Below are 15886 nucleotides of genomic sequence, written 5' to 3'. Positions count from 1 at the left end.
CCGCCGCCACGACGACCACCGCGTCGAGGAACCGACAGCTACCCCGTCGAGAACCCGACAGCTACCGCGTCGAGGAAGGCACCGGTCGCTCGTCGTCACCGAAAGAGAGAGGAGAGATATCGCGTGTCGCGACCGCTCAGTCGTCCGCGGGCGTCGCGCCGCTACCGCCGTCGCCGGCGCGCTGCTTCGTCCACGGGAGCTTCCCGCCGACGGCGAGCATGTCGCGCTCGCGCTGGGACGCGTCCAGGGTCGCCGTGAACTCCCAGTCGCCGTTCACGCTGACCGTGAACTCCTCCTGGCCGGACTCGACGCCGTCACGGATGTCGTCGACCACGGAGAGCTCGTCGCCCTGCTCGATCTGCTCGTAGGCGTCCGCGTCGATGCGGAACGGCACGATACCGAAGTTGAACAGGTTCGCCTTGTGGATGCGCGCGAAGCTCTGCGCGAACACCGCGTCGATACCGAGGTACATCGGGCACATCGCCGCGTGCTCGCGGCTCGAACCCTGCCCGTAGTTCTCGCCGGCGACGAGGACGCCACCGTCGGCGGCCTCGGCGCGCTCGGGGAACGTCTCGTCGATGCGAGTCAGGGTGAACTTCGCGTACTCCGGGATGTTCGACCGGTACATCAGGGCGTCCGCGTTCGCGGGCGTGATGTGGTCGGTCGTGATGTTGTCCCCCATGTGCAGGAGGTTCTCACCGGAGAGCTCGGCGTCGAGCTCGTCCTTCAGCGGGACGTCCTTGATGTTCGGGCCCTTCACGAGCTCGTCGTCGACGGCCTCGTCGGGCGCGATGAGGTCCGTCTTCGAGCCGTCGTACGTGTCGGGGAGCTCGAAGCCGGGGTCCTCGAGGTCGCCGAGTTCGTCGGCGAGGTCGCGCGGGTCGACGATCTCGCCCTTGATGGCCGCCGCGGTGGCGACCTCCGGCGAGCACAGGTAGACGGAGTCGTCGTCGATACCCGACCGGCCCTCGAAGTTCCGGTTGAACGTCCGCAGCGAGACGGAGTCGGACGCGGGCACGTGCCCGATACCGATACACGCCCCGCACGTCGCCTCGGAGAAGTTCACGCCGGCGGCCATCATCTCGGCGACCCAGCCGTCGCGCGCGAGCATCTCGCTCGCCTGCTTGCTCCCGGGCGCGACGATCATCTCGGTCTTCATGTCGACCTCGCGGCCCTCGAGCATCTTCGCGGACGGGAGGATGTCGCTGTACGCACCGTTCGTACAGGACCCGATCATGACCTGGCTGACGTCGACGCCCTCGACCTCGCGGACGGGGACGATGTTGTCCGGCATCGACGGCTCCGCGATGAGCGGCTCGATGTCGGAGAGGTCCACGACGATCTCGTCGTCGTAGTCGGCGTCCTCGTCGGGGCCGATCTCGACGTAGTCCCCCTCGCGGTCCTGGCGCGCGAGGTAGTCCTTCGTCTTCTCGTCGGTCGGGAAGATGGAGGACGTCGCACCGAGCTCGGTGCCCATGTTCGTGATCGTGGTTCGCTCGGGGACGGAGAGGGTCTCCACGCCGGGACCCGTGTACTCCAGTACCTTCCCGACGCCGCCCTTGACGGTGAGGCGTCGGAGCATCTCGAGGATGACGTCCTTCGCGGTCGCCCACGCGGGCAGCTCGCCCTCGAGGCGGACGTTCACGACCTCCGGCATCTCGATGTAGTACGGCGCGCCACCCATGGCGACCGTGACGTCGATGCCGCCGGCACCGATCGCGAGCTCGCCGAGCCCACCGGGCGTGGGCGTGTGCGAGTCCGACCCGAGCATCGTCTTGCCGGGTGCGGCGAAGTTCTCCTTGTGGACGTTGTGACAGATACCGTTCCCGGGGCGCGAGAAGTGCGCACCGTAGGTGCCTGCCGCGGAGCGGAGGAAGCGGTGGTCGTCCGTGTTCTTGAAGTCGAACTGGTACGTCTGGTGGTCGCAGTACTGCGCCGCGATCTCCGTCTGGACCTCGTCCAGTCCCATCGCCTCGAACTGGAGCCAGACCATCGTCCCCGTGGTGTCCTGCGTGAGGACCTGGTCGATCTCGATCCCGATCTCCTCGCCGGTCTCGAGTTCGCCCTCAACGAGGTGATCGCTGAGGATTTTCTCGGTAAGTGTCTGTCCCATAGCGTCCAAAGGTCCGCGGCGGCCGACCTTAAAACCCGCGAGATAGATGGGGGAAAACCATGCAGAACCGCGGTCGCCGCCCCTCGATTCGTGCGAATCTTGCCGGGGAAGTGGACGCGCGTTCACCTCGTGCGCGGGAGAGGAGTGGGGTCGGTCGCGTGTCCGAACCGACTGGTTCGAGTCGACACTCCCGCCGAGAGCGGTCGGTTCGAAGGGTCGAACGCGGGGTCGCGTCGACGCAAGATTGATTCCGGACGGTCGTGAACCGCTGGGGGTAGATGACGGAGAGCACACCGGGCGTGTCGGTTCGGTTCTACCTCGCCGGACTCGGCGCCGCCATCGTCCTCGGGACGCTCGCGTACGCGTTCGTCCTCGCCCCGCTCCTGTTCGGCGACCCGGCGTGGGTGAGCGACGGGTCGGCGCCGGACAATCAGTTGCGGGCGACCGGCCGAGGCATCACACTCCCGACGCTCGTCGGGATCGCGTTCGTCACCGTCTGCGCGGTCGGCCACGGCTGGCTGTACGTGAACTACCCGCACCTCCTCGACCGCTGATCGACGACCGACGCGGTGGGCGAGCGGCCTGAGCGTCGTCGGCGCATCTCGCAAACTACATTCCACTCCGCTGGATTCTCCCGGGCATGTACAGAGCTGGGTCGTTCGTGGCATCGCACGTGGAACCGACGCGCGAGGACCAGACGCAGCCAAACGGCGTCGACCTCACGCTCGACGCGGTGTTCGAGCAGCGCGAACCGGGCCGCATCGGCCTCGACGGGAAGGAGATCGGCGAGCGCCAGGTACGCGAACCCGAGCAGGTCGGGACCGGAGCTGGCGAGTTGGACGACGACGCCGGCACGTACTACCTCGAAGAGGGGTCCTACGTCGTCCGGTACGGCGAGACCATCTCCATCCCGGAGGGCCACGTCGGGTTCGTGTACCCGCGGTCGTCGCTCATGCGGAACTCGTGCATGCTGAACACCGCGGTCTGGGACGCGGGCTACACGGGGAAGGGCGAGGGCCTGCTGCAGGTGCATCACGACGTGGAGCTCGTCGAGGGGGCGCGTATCGCGCAGCTCGTGCTCGCGGAGGCGGAACACGACGGCGAGTACGACGGCACCTACCAGGGCGAGAACCTCTGACCGACGGGCGCGAGAAGTGGACGCGCGGAGAGCGGGGTGCTCGATGGCCGGCGCGCTCAGGGACAGACTGGGCCGTCGTCCTCGGTTTCCGGAATCGTGATCTGGCCGACGTCGTCGTAGTCGTCGTAGTTCATCTCCAGGTCGACGGTCGTCTTGCGACCCTGCTGGACGAACGTGACGTGCATCGTCGTCCGGAGGAGCCGGCGGTCGTCCTGGGAGACGTACTGCGTGATGGTCGCGTTCCGGACGGTGACTTCGGTGAGGTCGACCGTGGAGTCGTTCGCGACGGCCTCCTTGAGGGCGTTCACGTTCGGAGCGATCTCGACGACGTACGCGGTCTCGCCGCGCACCGTCTGGTTCTCGCGGAGGACCGCGCTGGTGCCGGTCGCGTTCAGGAGTGCGGCCTGCGAGTCGACCGAGAGCCCCTGGTTCCAGACGCCGGAGACGGTCGTCGAGTTCCATCCCGACTCCGTGCTGGAGTCCTTCCAGCAGCGGGTGTCGTCGACGACGTACACCTCGGTGAACTCCTTCGAGCGCGTGGTGTTCGTCAGCACGGACTCGGCGACGTCCATGTAGAGCCGTTCGCTCGTGTGGTTCACGGTCCCGTCGGCGGTCATGTTGACCTCGTTCTGGCCGAACGAGACGATCTGCGTCGTCGTGAAGTTGTACGCGGACACCGACTGCATCTCGGAGACGGCGTCGGCGGCGATGGCCTCGGCTTGCCCGTCCTCGGCGGGGTCGTCGCCGAGGAACGGGAGGTTCGTGGCCCCGCACCCGGCGAGGGAGACGGCGAGGACGAGCGCGAGAGCGACGCGAGCGTGCGTGGAGCCGGTCATCAGTTGTCCGAGCCTAGCATGGGGGTGGTTACGACCTTTTTGGTCCGTGGGCGTCGTCGACCACGGCGTCGACTCGCGGACGCGTGCCGACGACGTTCGTGTCGCTCGTCCCGGAGATCGCGACGCACCCGGTCGCGTCGAAGGACGCGTACTGCTCGTCGCCAGCGTCCTCGACGCCCCGAGGGTCGACGACAGGGAGCGCTACACGTCGAAGTAGCGGTCGGCGTGCGCCGCGCAGCCGGGATTGAACGCGTGCCCGCACTCCGGACACGCGTGCTCGCAGTCGAGGTACGTCGCGACGGATAGACCGGTGGCGCACGCGCCGCAGAGCACCGCTAGCTCCTCGAACCGCTCGCGCGGCCACTGGGTCGCCTCGTGGTCCGCGACCGCGTCGTGACACGCGTGGCAGGGATAGAACCGCTCGCAGCACGCGAACCGTATCGCGACGACGTCGCGGTCGGTGTCGTAGTGCGCGCACCGCGTCGCCGGACCCACGGCGACGCCGAACACCTCGCGGTCACCGACGGTACGCCGACCGGTCGCCCGCTCGACGCCGCTATCGCGGTCGCATCGCTCGACGTCGGTATCACGGTCGTCTCGATTACCGGACGGTGGTGGCGTGTCGTCGGCGGTCGACGGCACGGTCACGTCCTCGTCCATGTCTCTTGGTTCCGAGCGGCGGACGTCTACGTGTTGTTGTTCTCTTCCTCGGCGAGCGCCTCCTCCGTCACGGTCTCCCGGATGAGCGTCTCCATCCCTCGACGCAGGCGTTCCGAAGCGGCCTGCCCGGAGATGTTCATCTGCTGGCCGAGCTCCTGGAGCGTCGTCTCTCGCGGGATGTCGAAGTACCCGACCTGGACCGCGCGCGTCAACAGATCACGCTGCGGGTCCGTGAGCGCGATATCGTCGCCGGACCCCGAGAACGGCTTGCTGTATATCGAGTCGACGTCCACGTTCAGGTCGACCGCCGCGCACGCTTCGCGGAACACGTTGAACGCGTCCCGGCTCGGGTACAGCATCTTCACCGTCCAGCCGTCGCCGTCCGTCTCTCCCTTGAGGAAGACGCCGTCGGCGTCGATAGCCGCGTTGTAGATGTCGACGTCGGGCTGGTCGGGCGCGTAGTGCACGCGGTAGAGGCGTTCGTCGCCGTTCTCCGCGACCAACCGCCAGTCGGTGATGGTCTCGTCGACTCCGAGTCCCGTCTCGAAGGCCTCGAAGTTACCCTCCGAGGCCCAGAAGACACTCCGTAGTGGTACCGAGGACGACGAGTCGAGGTGCTGGACCGCGACTTGCGTCCCCGGCGCGTGCTCGAGTGCGGTTGTCAGGACGTCGGAGTCGAGATGGAACTGTACGAACATCCTATGCCTGCGCAGGTGTCGACATGTACATCGTATATTCCCCCGTATCAATCAAGGTCTTCAAATCCATTCACGTTTCTAATCCGCCACATTATATCGACACTGCCTGCATATACAGGTCCGAGCGGGTTTCTGGGCCGTCGTCGGTGAATGCAAGTGCTGCCGGAACCCGAACGTTCGACCTCGACCGTGAAATGACAGAACCGATAGACTCCGCTTTGAGGCACCGAGAGCGACTCTCTCGGTCGTTCCGGTGCTTTCCATCCCCACTCCAGAAAGGGCATCACCGTTCCGTTCGGCGACCGTTCACGCGGTCGACCGGTCGTGGTCGGGTGCGCGCGAGCACGGCCCTTCCACCCTCCGTTTTCGATGGGATTCCACGACGACAGTACCCCGTCGGACCGAACGCCTCCCCCAGTGAGCGTGCGGTCGTCGCGGACACGCGTCATCCGAGGACGACGTCGAACGGCCCGACGGTCCGGTCGCCGTCGCGGTACCGCTCCAGGTAGTACCGGACGCCGGGCTGATGTGCCGCACCGACGACGAGATGGACGTCACCGAACCCCGAACGCCCCGCCGCCGGTTCGCTTCCCCCCTCGCTCGAATCGCCCCTCTCCGAGTCACCACTCTGACCGCTCGAACCGCTCGACGTCGTGCCGTCGGCGTGATGGACGACGTAGTCCGCCATCCGCGCGTTCCGGGCGTGGGTCACGAGTTCGAGTTCCGGGTCGTGGCGTCGCAGCCACTCGCGTTCGAGCGGCTGCGGGAGGAACGCGCACTCGTAGTATCGCTGGAGGCGCCAGAGCGCGCTCGGGTCCTCGGCGGCGCGTTCGCGCAGTCGGAACGACGCGAAGTCCGAGCCGGTGGCGTGGTCGGCGTGACTCCGGAAGAACTCGCTCGCGACGGTCCCGACCGCGCGCTCGAACCGTCGACCGAACCGGTCACTGCTGGCGTCGACGAGCGCGAACGCGGCCTCCCGGAACTGCGAGGCGAGTTCGTTCACGTCCTCGGTGAGCGAGTCGAACGGGTCGCCGTCGACGTGGGTTTCGAGACCTCGACGCCGGCACTCGCGGAGCGCCCACCGGTAATCGTCCATCGCGCACACGCCGGGGACGTCACGGAAGTACAGCCCGCGGATACCCTGCTCGCAGTACACCACGTCGCCGGCGTCGAGAACGCGCTGGACGCGCTCGCGGAGGTACTCTCGCTCCGCGGTCGTGTCAGCGTGCGTGATACCGTGGACGTGCACGGGGCGTTCGCCGACGCGAACCGTCGCACCCGGTATCCGACGGTCGGCCTCGACGTCATCGTCGACGGCGTCGAGTTCGCGGCCGCGGAGCAGGCGCCAGGCGTCCTTCGCCTCGAAGTACGCCTCGTGCTCGTCGCCCGCACCGACCACGTCGCAGAGCGCGGAGAGCGACCCGGCCCCTCTAATCGCGGCGAGTCGCTCCCGCCCCGCTCGCGACAGCTCCGTCATACAGTCGTGAGAGTACGTGACACTCCGGTAAGTGGCTAGCGGCCGTGCGCGACCTACACGCCCGCCCGGCGCCGCGCCCACTCGACGCCGCGTCCATCCGACGCCGCGCCCACTCGCGCTCGACAGCGAAGCGAGACGAGACCTTCGTTGGAAGCCCTCGCACTCGTCCGGATTCCCGCTTCCCCTTCGGTTATACAGCTCCCGCGCACACCACCACGCGTGGCACTCTCTGCACTGCAGGCGCTCTCCGCGCTATCGACACTCTCCGCACTACCGGCGCTCTCCACACCGCTGGCGCTCTCCGCACCGCTTTCGGTCGTCGCGCTCGCACTCGTCCCCGCCGTCCTCTGGGGGTTCACGCCCGTCATCGAGAAACGTGCACTCTCCAATGGTGGCACGCCGCTCCAGGCGTCGCTCGTCGTCGTCCTCGTGGACTCCACAATCTACCTCGCCGCCATCGCTCTCCTCGAACCCGCACCGTTCGAGGGCGTCTCGGTCGAGACCTTCGCCGTGTTCGTGTTCGCCGGCGCAACCGGCACCGCGCTCGGCCGCATCGCCATCTTCGCCGGTAACCAACGGGTCGGCGCCAGCATCTCCAGCGCCGTTCTCTCCGCTCGCCCCCTGTTCGCGACCGCGCTCGCCGTCGGCTTCATTGGCGAACCGCTCTCGCTCCCGACCGCGGTCGGTATCGCCGTCCTCGTCGCCGGCCTCGCCGTCCTCGCCGTCGCCAAAGGTGGCGACATCGAAGGCTGGCAGCCCCGCGACCTCCTCGTCCCGCTCGCCGCAGCAGCCGCGTTCGCCGTCGGGAACGTCGCGCGCCGATACGGCCTCCAGCTCGGCGACGCCAGCGCGCTCGAAGCCGTCGCCGTCAACGAACTCGCCGCGCTCCTCGCCCTCGCAACCTTCCTCGCCGCCACCGGCCGCCGCGACGTCCTCCACAAACCACCCAGGACGTACCTCGTGTTCGCCGCCAGCGGCACCATCACCGCCGTCGCCCTCCTCAGCATGTTCACCGCACTCGCCGCCCCCGACGGCCGCATCGCCGTCGTCGACCCGCTCGTCGCCACCGCCCCACTCTTCACCGTCGCGTTCTCCGCCATCTGGATCCGCGACCTCGAACGCGTCACCAGAGGCGTCCTCGCCGGCGTCCTCCTCGTCGTCCTCGGCGCCGCGCTCGTCACCAGCGGGCCAGCGCTCCTCGACGCCGCCGGACTGTGACAGACCGGACGCCACGCCACACCGAGAACCGACTCCCTGACGACCCCTCAGTGACTCCCGGGAATCCGTCGACCCGGGTGGTTCGGTCGCTTCGGCGTCGGCCGCTCGTCACCCGACGGCCCCTCGTCGGAACGAATCAACAACCACCGTAGTCCGAGAACCGCCCCCGGAACGACGGCCAAGCCGAAACCGAGCAGCGCTACCAGCAGCGGAACTGTTGCTTCCATTGGAATCCCCCATTTTCCGATTACCACAGCATAATATTTAATCAACAGCAGGTTCCCACAGCATGAAAACCAAACAGGAGAAACGACCGAACTCGGGAGAGAAAAGAGTCGTCGACGCGAAGGTTCATTTGGAGTCTGGTCGACCCTGGAATCGTGTACAGGTATACGCCAGATGAGTTCGACAAGGAACGAGCGCACCACCAAGCAGTCGTTCAAGGCGCGGATGACCTGAAGGTCAAGCGAATCGGGAATCTCGGCGAGCTGGCGTTCGAGCAATTCTGTCGCGAATACCTCCCCGTCGAACTGTGGGAGTGGAAGAACGAAGAGTCGCTCCGGCACTGCGACCCGGAGAGCTTCTCGAAGTACGACTTCGAGGTCTTCGGGTACGAAGTAGACGTGAAGACCTCCCGAGACGTCTCGGCGTTCCTGCCCGAGTCGCTCTTGGAGGCCGACCCGGACGACGATATCGTCGTGATGGTCTGGCATCGCGACAACGAGGACAGCCTGATCCTCCTGGGGTGGGAGCGATTGGAGACGCTGAAGTCGAAGGCCGAATCCCAGGCGAACTTCTCCGGTGAGGAGCCCGACAAGCTCGACCACCTCGCTGCCCGGCCAATGAACGAACTGCTCGATCTCGGGCCGAACACGGCCCACATGAACCAGAAGCCACAGAACCCGTTCAAGCCCGGTGACAGGGTCGTCAGAGCCGACGACGATGACCCCTCCGTGGGAGTCGTCATCGAGGTGTTGCCGCCCGAGATGGAAGCTGGAATCTACGGCCAGACATTCCAGGGGGAAGCGGTCAAAGTCGCGTTCCCGAGCGCGCTGGATGCAGGCCCCGGGACGTGGCGAGAGTACCATCCCGCCATCCTCGCGTCGTACTGCTCGGATCAGGACATCAAACGCTACACCTACAAGCACAGCAACCTCGAATTTGCGCCCCATCCCTACGTCCCCGGGGACCACGTCTACAAGACGAGCCACGACGACCCGAATACGGTGCTCGTCGTCGAGACCTCCATCGACGGCGACGCGATGAGCGTCGACGTCGTCTACCTCGGGCAACTCGAGGACGAGAACGTCGACCCCGAGGGCTACCTCTCCCACTGCCGAAACAGCGACATCAAGCGCTACACCTACGACGCAACCCAACTCGACTTCGCAGAATCCGAGAACTGATTCGGAACTACCCAAGACCGCTGGAACGCGTCGAGTCACTCACCCGCATTCTCAGGACGGATTCGCTTGAACCTCGGAGAATCCACTGGCGCTACAGCATGTCGTCCTCTCCGCTACGCTCGTCGTGTTGCGCACCGAGAAACGGACCCGACGGGAGTCCCGCGAGCGACCGCAGGGAGCGAGTTGGACTACGTCGGGGGAGCGAGGACGAGCGAAGTGAGTCCGAACGGACCCGACGGGATTTGAACCCGCGACATCGTGGTCCGGAACCACGCACTCTGTCCACTGAGCTACGGGCCCTCGCTCTTTGCTTTCGTGCTGGAGTGTAAAACGGTTGCGTTCGTGGCGGGTTATTCGTCGCCGGCTGAGCTGGTCCCTGCGCCGTCGTCGATGACGGTGTGCTTCCAGGTGCCGCGGGTGAAGTAGGCGGCGGCGGTGATGGCGCCGAGGATGTTGCCGAGAGCCATGCCGATCCAGATGCCGTCGGGGCCCATGTCGAGGGCTTGGATGACGAGTGGGCCGACGGAGATGTCGAGGAGTGGGATGGTGAGTGGGCCGAGGGTGATGATGCCGAGGGCGAGGTAGGCGACGGTGGGGACGCGGCCGATCCAGAGGGCGACGATGGAGAATCCCATGGCGGTCTTGGTGTCGCCGGCGCCGCGGAACGCGCCGAGGAGGACCTGGAGGACGCCGATGAACGCGAACTCGACGCTCCTGATGCGGAGGTACTCGCTGCCGAGGGCGACGGTTTCGGCGGCTCGGTCGGTGCCGGTCGCCATGAAGACGCCGACGATGGGTTCGGGGAAGACGGCGGCGACGATGGCGGCGACGACCATGACGCCGGCGCTGGCTTTCGCGGCGATCCAGACGGCGCGTTCGGCGCGGTCGGCTTGGTCGGCGCCGAGGTTCTGGCCGACCATGGTGTTCGTCGCTCGCCCGAGGCCCATGGCGGGGAGGAAGATGACGGAGACGAGGCGGTTCCCGAGGCCGTACGCGGCGACGACGGCTGGGGCGAACGTGACGACCATCGCGGTGAGGGTGAGCATCGCGGCGGCGCTCGCTGACTGTTCGAGCGCGGAGGGGACGCCGATGCGCGTTATCTCCTTGACGTGCTCGAGCTTGAGGCGGAGGTCGGCGATGGCGACGTCGGGGCCTTTGTGCGTGAAGAAGAGGACGTAGATGCCGAGGGCGCTGGCGGCGCCACGGGAGATGATGGTTGCGAGGGCGGCCCCGCGGATGCCCAGGCCCGGGATGAGGGCGGTGTCCCACCCGAAGATGAGGATGGGGTCGAGGACGACGTTGAGGGCGACGGAGAGGAACATGACGCGCATCGGCGTGCGGGTGTCGCCGTAGCCGCGCATGAGCGCGGAGAACACGAAGAACCCGAAGAGGAAGGGGAGGCCGAGGAAGAACACCTCCATGTACGCGGCGGCGAGCGGGATGACGTCGGCGGTGGTGTCGGCCTGACTGGGGAGGAGTGCGAGGAGGTCGCTGGTGAAGAGGTAGCCGAGTGCGGAGAGCGCGAGTGCGAGGAGGGTGACGAACCCGAGCGTCTGGCCGGCGACGGTGCCGGCGGACCCTTCGCTCTCGGCGCCCGTGTACTGGGCGACGAGGATGGCGCCGGCGGCGGTGAATCCGCCGGCGACGCTGATGAGGAGGAAGATGATCGGGAATCCGATGCTCATCGCGCCGACGGCGTCGGCGCTGAAGCGGCCGAGCCAGAACGTGTCGGCGACGTTGTAGGCGACTTGGAGGAGTTGAATGGTGACGATGGGCCACGCCAACCGGATCATCGGTCGGACGAGCCCGCCCTCCGTGATGGTGTCGTCGCTGGAGGAACTCACTACGTTTCGAAACGAAAACTGAGCGCTTGAACCTGTTGATACGTTTCGGCGAGCGCGAGACGAGCACGCCGCGAGCAGCAGCTATTTGCCCGAGGACGAAGACGAAGCAAACATGTCAGTTTTCGGTGCTTATCGGGGCGGCGGGCCGATTGGCGTGCTCGCCGGGTCCGTCCTCCTGAGCGCCGTCTCGTACCTGCTCCCGTACGCTGCGCCGTTCACCGCTGTCGCCCTCTGGTATCGTGCCGCGACGTGGGTGCGGTCGGGGAACGGTCAGCGAGCGCTCGCGGGCTGGATGCTACTGGGGCTCGCTGTGGCGATGACGGCGTACGCGGCGCTCGTCGTCACCGGACTACCCGTCGACGTCGGGTTCGAGGAAGTGACGGGACGCTAGGGGCGTATCGACGCGGAGCGAATCGATGCCGGGTAGTGGTCGACTCGCGGAGAGAATCGAGAGCTTCGAGTACGGCCGTCCGTCGCCGGTCAGGGCGTCTCGTTCGTCTCGAGCGTGAAGGAGTCGCGCGGGTAGGCGACGCACGTGAGGACGTAGCCGTCCTCGAGTTCGGGGTCGTCGAGCATCTCCTGGTCGTCGTGCTCGACGAAGTCCCGGGAGTCGCCACCCTCGACGTGGCCCGCACAGGAGACGCACTGGCCCTGCCGGCAGGCGTAGGGGAGGTCCCAGCCCTCGTCCTCGCCGGCCTCCAGCAGCGTCTGGTTGTTCGCGACCTCGATGGTCTCGCCTTCCTTCGTGTACTCGATGTCGAAGTACTCGATCTCGTCCTCGGGGATGTCGCCGGGGCTCGAGGTGTCCTCCTCGGCGTCGCCCTCGGCGAGTTCTCCGCCGGCTTCGCCGCCGCCACCGATGGCGGCGACGCCGCCGCCGCCGATGGAGCGGTTCATCGGTTCGGCGAAGTCCGTCTCGGGCACGGTCTCTGCGCGGTGTTCGAGGACCTCCTGGGAGATGTCCTCGTTCGCGGTCCAGCCGGTCCCGCGAGCGTAGTGCAGGACGACGGCGATGACCGTGAGGGTCACCCCGATTCCGAGGCCCACAGAGCTGACTGCCATATGTGGTGGAGTTAGGAGACGTGGTTTAATTCACTTGTGATTGTTCTCGCCGCCGTGGACCGGCGGTCGGGCGGTTCGGCGCTCGTCGTGGGTCTCGCGGGCGGCGCTCGCGGCGCGTCGTCGGTGCGCGGCGGCGGGAGCGTTGACGGACCGGCGACTGGTGTGGTCGGGTCGACGGATGGCGTGAGCGCGCCGACGGATGCGTTGGACGGGAGGTTCAAGGCGTCGTGGTGGCTAGCGGTCGGGTAGTGACCGACCTCGCAATCGACGCGGACGGCCTCGGGAAGCGCTACGGGGAGACGGTCGCGGTCCGAGACGTCTCGCTGGCGGTGGAGCGCGGGAGCGTGTACGGGTTCCTGGGGCCGAACGGGGCGGGGAAGACGACGACGATGCGGATGTTGACGACGTTGACGCGGCCGACGTCGGGGTCGGCGACGGTCGCGGGCGAGTCCGTCCGCGACCGTGCGGCCGTGACCGAGCACCTCGGGTATCTGCCGGAGGAGCCGCCGGTGTACGACGAGTTGACGGGGCGCGAACAGCTGTCGTACGTCGCCGGCCTCCGGGACCTGCCCGAGGACGCCGCGGGCGAGCGCATCGACGCGCTCCTGGCGCGGTTCGACCTGGCGGACGCGGCGGACCGGCGCGTCGGCGGCTACTCGACGGGGATGCGCCAGAAGCTCGGCGTCATCCAGTCGGTCCTGCACGAGCCCGAGGTGGTGTTCCTCGACGAGCCGACGAGCGGACTGGATCCGCGGGCGGCGCGGACGATGCGGGAGACGATCGCGGACCTGGCGGCGCGGGACATGACGGTGTTCCTGTCGACGCACGTGCTGTCGGTCGTCGACGAGCTGGCGGACGAGGTCGGCGTGCTCTTCGAGGGCGAGCTCGTAGCCGAGGGCTCCCGGGCGTCGCTGAAGTCGCGTGCGGCGGGCGGCGAGCGGACGCTGGAGTCGGCGTTCATGGACGTGACGACGCCGGACGACGCCGCGGCCGTCGACGGCGCCGAGGGACGTTCGGGCGTCGAGGACGACGGCCGCGAGGTTCGTTCGAGCGTCGAGGCCGGTGACGATGTTGGAGGGCGCGACGGTGCCTGAGCGGCGGCGGGGCTGGCTGCGGGACGCGGCGGCGATCGCTCGCGTCGACCTGCGGTGTACGCTGCGGCGGCTGCGGGCGCATCCGCGGACGGTGGTGGCGCGCACGCTCGTCCTCGGCGTCGCGTGGGTCGGGTTCTTCGGTGGGGACGGCGTGCTCGCGCCGGGCGGGACGCCGTCGGTCGCGGGGACGCGCCTGGCGGCGGCGGGCCTGTGGGCGTTCGTCGCGGCGACGGTCGCGATGAGTGCCCCGCGGTCGCTCGACGACGTGAGCGCGGGCTCCGAGCTCGTGTTGAGCGCGGGGCTCCGCGCGACGGTCGTGGGGGTGCTCGCGGTGACCGCGGTGGAGTCGGCGTCGGTGTTCCTCGCGTTCGTGGGTCTGGGCGTCCTCCGCGTGGCGGTGACGGCGGCCGCGCCCGTCCTGGCGGTCGCCCTCGGCACGGTGACGACGCTCGTTGGCATCGGGACCGCGGTCGTCGCCGGGTTCGCGGTCGGCCTCGCAGCGCACCCGCTGGCGCGACGGACGCCGGTGGTCGCGAAGCGGCCCCGGGCGGTGTTCGCGCCCGTCCTCCTGCTCGTCGTGCTCGCGCTCCTCCGCCCGGACGTCCTCGGCCCGGTGGCGCGCGTGCTCCCGCCGGCGTTCTTCGCGGACGCGTTCCTCGTCGCGTTCGGCGACGGCGACCCGTCGCTCGCCGCGCTCGCACTCGTCGGCGGCGTCCTCTCGATACCGCTGCTCGCGTGGAGTGGGTTGCGTGCGGCGCGGAACGTCTGGTTTGACGGCGACGACACCGGCGGCACGGGCTCCACGCGCGGGCGTCGGGTCGTCGTCGCGGTCGTGAACCTCGCGCGGCCCGTGACGCGCCGGCCGACGCGCGCGGTGGCGACGCGAGCGTGGCTCCGGATGCTCCGGAACCCGCGGACGCTCTTCCAGCTCGTCGTCCCGGCGTTCATGCTCGCCGCGGTCCTGATACAGGACCCGCCCGGGACGGCGGGCGCGCTCCCCGTGCTCGTCGCCGGGTTCGGCGGCGTGAGCGCGGGGTTGACGCTCACGCTGAACCCGCTCGCGCTCGAGGGCGACGCGCTGCCGGCGCTCCTGACGACGCCCGTCGCCGGCGCGAGCGTCGCTCGCGGGTACGCCTTCGCCGGCGTGCTCGCCGCGCTCCCGACGCTCCTCGTGCTCGTCCCACCGCTCGCGTACGCGACCGGGCTCGCGCCCGGTGTCACGGCGCTGACGGTCGCGTGGGGCGTCCTCGTCGCCGCGTTCGGCGCCGTCCTCTCCACGGCGGTCGGGTTCCTCGTCCCGTCCTCGGGGGCGGCCGCAGCCGGAGACACCGAAGCGCCGACGCAGGCCGCCGTCCTCGTCTACACGCCCGTCGCGTTCCTCGCCGCCGCCTTCGGGATGGGTGGCCTCCTCGCGCTCGACTCCGGCCTCGGGCGCGCGCTCCTCGCCGCCGACGTCCTCCTCCTCGTCGCCGTCGGGTGGTTCGCGTACGCGCACGTCGCGAAGCGGTACGCGTCGCTCACGCTGGACGCGTAGCGAGACGAGTGGCCGAGAGAGCCGGTTCGACCGGTCGTCGTCAGAATTCGACGCGCGACCGGATGTGCATCTCGTCCTCGGTCGCTTCGAGGTGTGCGACGTCGTTTATCTCCATCTCCCACGCGAACTCGCGTTCGCCGAGGTACTCGACGACGTCACCGAGCTGGTCGCGTTCGAGACTGTGGTACGCGAGCGTGACGTGCGGGAACCACCGGTCGGGGTGATAGTACGAGTCGGCGTGTTCGGCGAACTCCGTGAGGCGGTTCCACAGCGAGTCGTGGAGGGACGCGAGCGCCGGGGAGCGAGCGAGCGGCAGGTAGACGACGGGCGCGGCCGTGAACACGCCGACGCCGCCCGTGTGGACGGTGAACGGTTCGGTGTCGGCGGCGACGGAGTGCAGTCTGGATTCGACGGTCGCGGAGTCGTAGCGCTCCGCGACGTGATACGAGACGTGTGGTGGCGGGAGTTCGCCGGCGGGGTTCAGGTCGAACTCGTCGGCGAGGTCGTTCCAGACGTCGAGGACGCGCTGGTGGTGCTCGTCGGGGAGCGTCGAGATGACGGCGGAGTGCATGTCGGTCATCGATTGGGGGGGGTCGTCGACGTCGGCCGCGTCGGCTCGCGGTTCCGCGTGCGTTTCAGGTCCGGTTCTGGTTGACCTTGCGCGTGGGGGTTCGTGAACGTAACGGCCAGCCGCACCCGTCCGTCGCGGCCGTTCCGAACCGGCCATCGCGGCGGTCGCGGCGATTGTGAAGGTCGTGGGGGTCCGATGGGTCGTGAGAGTCTCGGGCGCTGTCTCGCGACGACGG

17 protein-coding genes and 1 tRNA gene are annotated in these 15886 nt (G+C 68.3%); 9 read left to right on the top strand and 9 right to left on the bottom strand.

Annotated elements, in window-relative coordinates; genetic code table 11:
- Nucleotides 1-136: 136 nt before the first annotated feature.
- Nucleotides 137-2113: an aconitate hydratase gene (locus SM754_RS02835; protein ID WP_323674698.1), complete on the bottom strand. Its 1977-nt coding sequence runs from the start codon at nt 2111-2113 to the stop codon at nt 137-139.
- Between the two features lie 278 nt (nt 2114-2391).
- Here SM754_RS02835 and SM754_RS02830 point away from each other — a divergent pair, with 278 nt between their 5' ends.
- Nucleotides 2392-2667: a hypothetical protein gene (locus SM754_RS02830; protein ID WP_323674697.1), complete on the top strand. Its 276-nt coding sequence runs from the start codon at nt 2392-2394 to the stop codon at nt 2665-2667.
- An 86-nt stretch (nt 2668-2753) separates the two neighbouring features.
- Nucleotides 2754-3251: a deoxyuridine 5'-triphosphate nucleotidohydrolase gene (locus tag SM754_RS02825; protein ID WP_323674696.1), complete on the top strand. Its 498-nt coding sequence runs from the start codon at nt 2754-2756 to the stop codon at nt 3249-3251.
- A 56-nt stretch (nt 3252-3307) separates the two neighbouring features.
- On the opposite strand, the gene SM754_RS02820 is transcribed toward SM754_RS02825, so the two are convergent.
- A complete protein-coding gene (locus tag SM754_RS02820) occupies nt 3308-4087 on the bottom strand; it encodes a hypothetical protein (RefSeq protein ID WP_323674695.1) in 780 nt (259 codons plus the stop codon).
- Between the two features lie 46 nt (nt 4088-4133).
- Between SM754_RS02820 and SM754_RS02815 the strand changes: the two genes are divergently transcribed.
- The gene (locus SM754_RS02815; RefSeq protein ID WP_323674694.1) at nt 4134-4304 is read left to right on the top strand and encodes a hypothetical protein; all 171 of its coding nucleotides are present in this window, start codon (nt 4134-4136) and stop codon (nt 4302-4304) included.
- Here the strand turns inward: SM754_RS02815 and SM754_RS02810 are convergent.
- The 3 genes from SM754_RS02810 to SM754_RS02800 all read right to left on the bottom strand — a co-directional run bounded on the left by SM754_RS02810 (nt 4289) and on the right by SM754_RS02800 (nt 6922).
- Complete coding sequence (locus tag SM754_RS02810; protein ID WP_501993748.1) at nt 4289-4597, bottom strand: CHY zinc finger protein; 309 nt, start codon at nt 4595-4597, stop codon at nt 4289-4291. The genes SM754_RS02815 and SM754_RS02810 overlap by 16 nt on opposite strands.
- 176 nt (nt 4598-4773) lie before the next feature.
- On the bottom strand, nt 4774-5445 hold the full coding sequence (locus tag SM754_RS02805; RefSeq protein WP_323674692.1) for a helix-turn-helix domain-containing protein: 672 nt from the start codon (nt 5443-5445) through the stop codon (nt 4774-4776).
- Between the two features lie 445 nt (nt 5446-5890).
- Nucleotides 5891-6922, bottom strand: a complete 1032-nt coding sequence (locus SM754_RS02800) for a hypothetical protein (protein ID WP_323674691.1) — start codon at nt 6920-6922, stop codon at nt 5891-5893.
- A 291-nt stretch (nt 6923-7213) separates the two neighbouring features.
- Between SM754_RS02800 and SM754_RS02795 the strand changes: the two genes are divergently transcribed.
- Both SM754_RS02795 and SM754_RS02790 read left to right on the top strand, forming a co-directional pair.
- Nucleotides 7214-8140, top strand: a complete 927-nt coding sequence (locus SM754_RS02795) for an EamA family transporter (protein ID WP_501993747.1) — start codon at nt 7214-7216, stop codon at nt 8138-8140.
- A 380-nt stretch (nt 8141-8520) separates the two neighbouring features.
- Nucleotides 8521-9546 (top strand): DUF7961 domain-containing protein, encoded by a 1026-nt coding sequence (locus SM754_RS02790; protein WP_323674689.1) that lies wholly within the window; start codon nt 8521-8523, stop codon nt 9544-9546.
- A gap of 227 nt (nt 9547-9773) precedes the next feature.
- Here the strand turns inward: SM754_RS02790 and SM754_RS02785 are convergent.
- Both SM754_RS02785 and SM754_RS02780 read right to left on the bottom strand, forming a co-directional pair.
- Nucleotides 9774-9846, bottom strand: a tRNA-Arg gene (locus SM754_RS02785).
- A 50-nt stretch (nt 9847-9896) separates the two neighbouring features.
- Nucleotides 9897-11339, bottom strand: coding sequence for an MATE family efflux transporter (locus SM754_RS02780; RefSeq protein ID WP_501993746.1), 1443 nt, complete (start codon nt 11337-11339; stop codon nt 9897-9899).
- Nucleotides 11340-11502: 163 nt separating this feature from the next.
- Here SM754_RS02780 and SM754_RS02775 point away from each other — a divergent pair, with 163 nt between their 5' ends.
- Entirely contained in the window at nt 11503-11781 is a 279-nt protein-coding gene (locus SM754_RS02775) for a hypothetical protein (RefSeq protein ID WP_323674687.1), read from the top strand.
- A gap of 89 nt (nt 11782-11870) precedes the next feature.
- Here the strand turns inward: SM754_RS02775 and SM754_RS02770 are convergent, their stop codons facing one another.
- Complete coding sequence (locus SM754_RS02770; RefSeq protein ID WP_323674686.1) at nt 11871-12452, bottom strand: 2Fe-2S iron-sulfur cluster-binding protein; 582 nt, start codon at nt 12450-12452, stop codon at nt 11871-11873.
- A gap of 54 nt (nt 12453-12506) precedes the next feature.
- Here SM754_RS02770 and SM754_RS02765 point away from each other — a divergent pair, with 54 nt between their 5' ends.
- The 3 genes from SM754_RS02765 to SM754_RS02755 are packed head-to-tail and all read left to right on the top strand — an operon-like array spanning nt 12507 to nt 15080.
- A complete protein-coding gene (locus SM754_RS02765; protein WP_323674685.1) occupies nt 12507-12701 on the top strand; it encodes a hypothetical protein in 195 nt (64 codons plus the stop codon).
- Entirely contained in the window at nt 12701-13546 is an 846-nt protein-coding gene (locus tag SM754_RS02760; RefSeq protein ID WP_323674684.1) for an ABC transporter ATP-binding protein, read from the top strand. The genes SM754_RS02765 and SM754_RS02760 overlap by 1 nt, the downstream gene beginning before the upstream one ends.
- The gene (locus SM754_RS02755) at nt 13521-15080 is read left to right on the top strand and encodes a hypothetical protein (RefSeq protein WP_323674683.1); all 1560 of its coding nucleotides are present in this window, start codon (nt 13521-13523) and stop codon (nt 15078-15080) included. The genes SM754_RS02760 and SM754_RS02755 overlap by 26 nt, the downstream gene beginning before the upstream one ends.
- A 40-nt stretch (nt 15081-15120) precedes the next feature.
- On the opposite strand, the gene SM754_RS02750 is transcribed toward SM754_RS02755, so the two are convergent.
- Nucleotides 15121-15660, bottom strand: a complete 540-nt coding sequence (locus SM754_RS02750; RefSeq protein ID WP_323674682.1) for a 2'-5' RNA ligase family protein — start codon at nt 15658-15660, stop codon at nt 15121-15123.
- Between the last annotated feature and the right edge of the window lie 226 nt (nt 15661-15886).

The organism is Halorubellus amylolyticus (assembly GCF_034808145.1).
Classification (GTDB): domain Archaea; phylum Halobacteriota; class Halobacteria; order Halobacteriales; family Natrialbaceae; genus Halorubellus.
Note: the sequence above shows the minus strand (reverse complement) of the source record. Positions and strands in the feature narration are given on the sequence as shown.

Excerpts from the sequence above, each read along its gene's own strand:
- SM754_RS02835 (WP_323674698.1), bottom strand. The coding sequence starts at position 2,113 with ATGGGACAGACACTTACCGAGAAAATCCTCAGCGATCACCTCGTTGAG.
- SM754_RS02830 (WP_323674697.1), top strand. The coding sequence starts at position 2,392 with ATGACGGAGAGCACACCGGGCGTGTCGGTTCGGTTCTACCTCGCCGGA.
- SM754_RS02825 (WP_323674696.1), top strand. The coding sequence starts at position 2,754 with ATGTACAGAGCTGGGTCGTTCGTGGCATCGCACGTGGAACCGACGCGC.
- SM754_RS02820 (WP_323674695.1), bottom strand. The coding sequence starts at position 4,087 with ATGACCGGCTCCACGCACGCTCGCGTCGCTCTCGCGCTCGTCCTCGCC.
- SM754_RS02805 (WP_323674692.1), bottom strand. The coding sequence starts at position 5,445 with ATGTTCGTACAGTTCCATCTCGACTCCGACGTCCTGACAACCGCACTC.
- SM754_RS02800 (WP_323674691.1), bottom strand. The coding sequence starts at position 6,922 with ATGACGGAGCTGTCGCGAGCGGGGCGGGAGCGACTCGCCGCGATTAGA.
- SM754_RS02780 (WP_501993746.1), bottom strand. The coding sequence starts at position 11,339 with ATGATCCGGTTGGCGTGGCCCATCGTCACCATTCAACTCCTCCAAGTC.
- SM754_RS02775 (WP_323674687.1), top strand. The coding sequence starts at position 11,503 with ATGTCAGTTTTCGGTGCTTATCGGGGCGGCGGGCCGATTGGCGTGCTC.
- SM754_RS02770 (WP_323674686.1), bottom strand. The coding sequence starts at position 12,452 with ATGGCAGTCAGCTCTGTGGGCCTCGGAATCGGGGTGACCCTCACGGTC.
- SM754_RS02755 (WP_323674683.1), top strand. The coding sequence starts at position 13,521 with ATGTTGGAGGGCGCGACGGTGCCTGAGCGGCGGCGGGGCTGGCTGCGG.
- SM754_RS02750 (WP_323674682.1), bottom strand. The coding sequence starts at position 15,660 with ATGACCGACATGCACTCCGCCGTCATCTCGACGCTCCCCGACGAGCAC.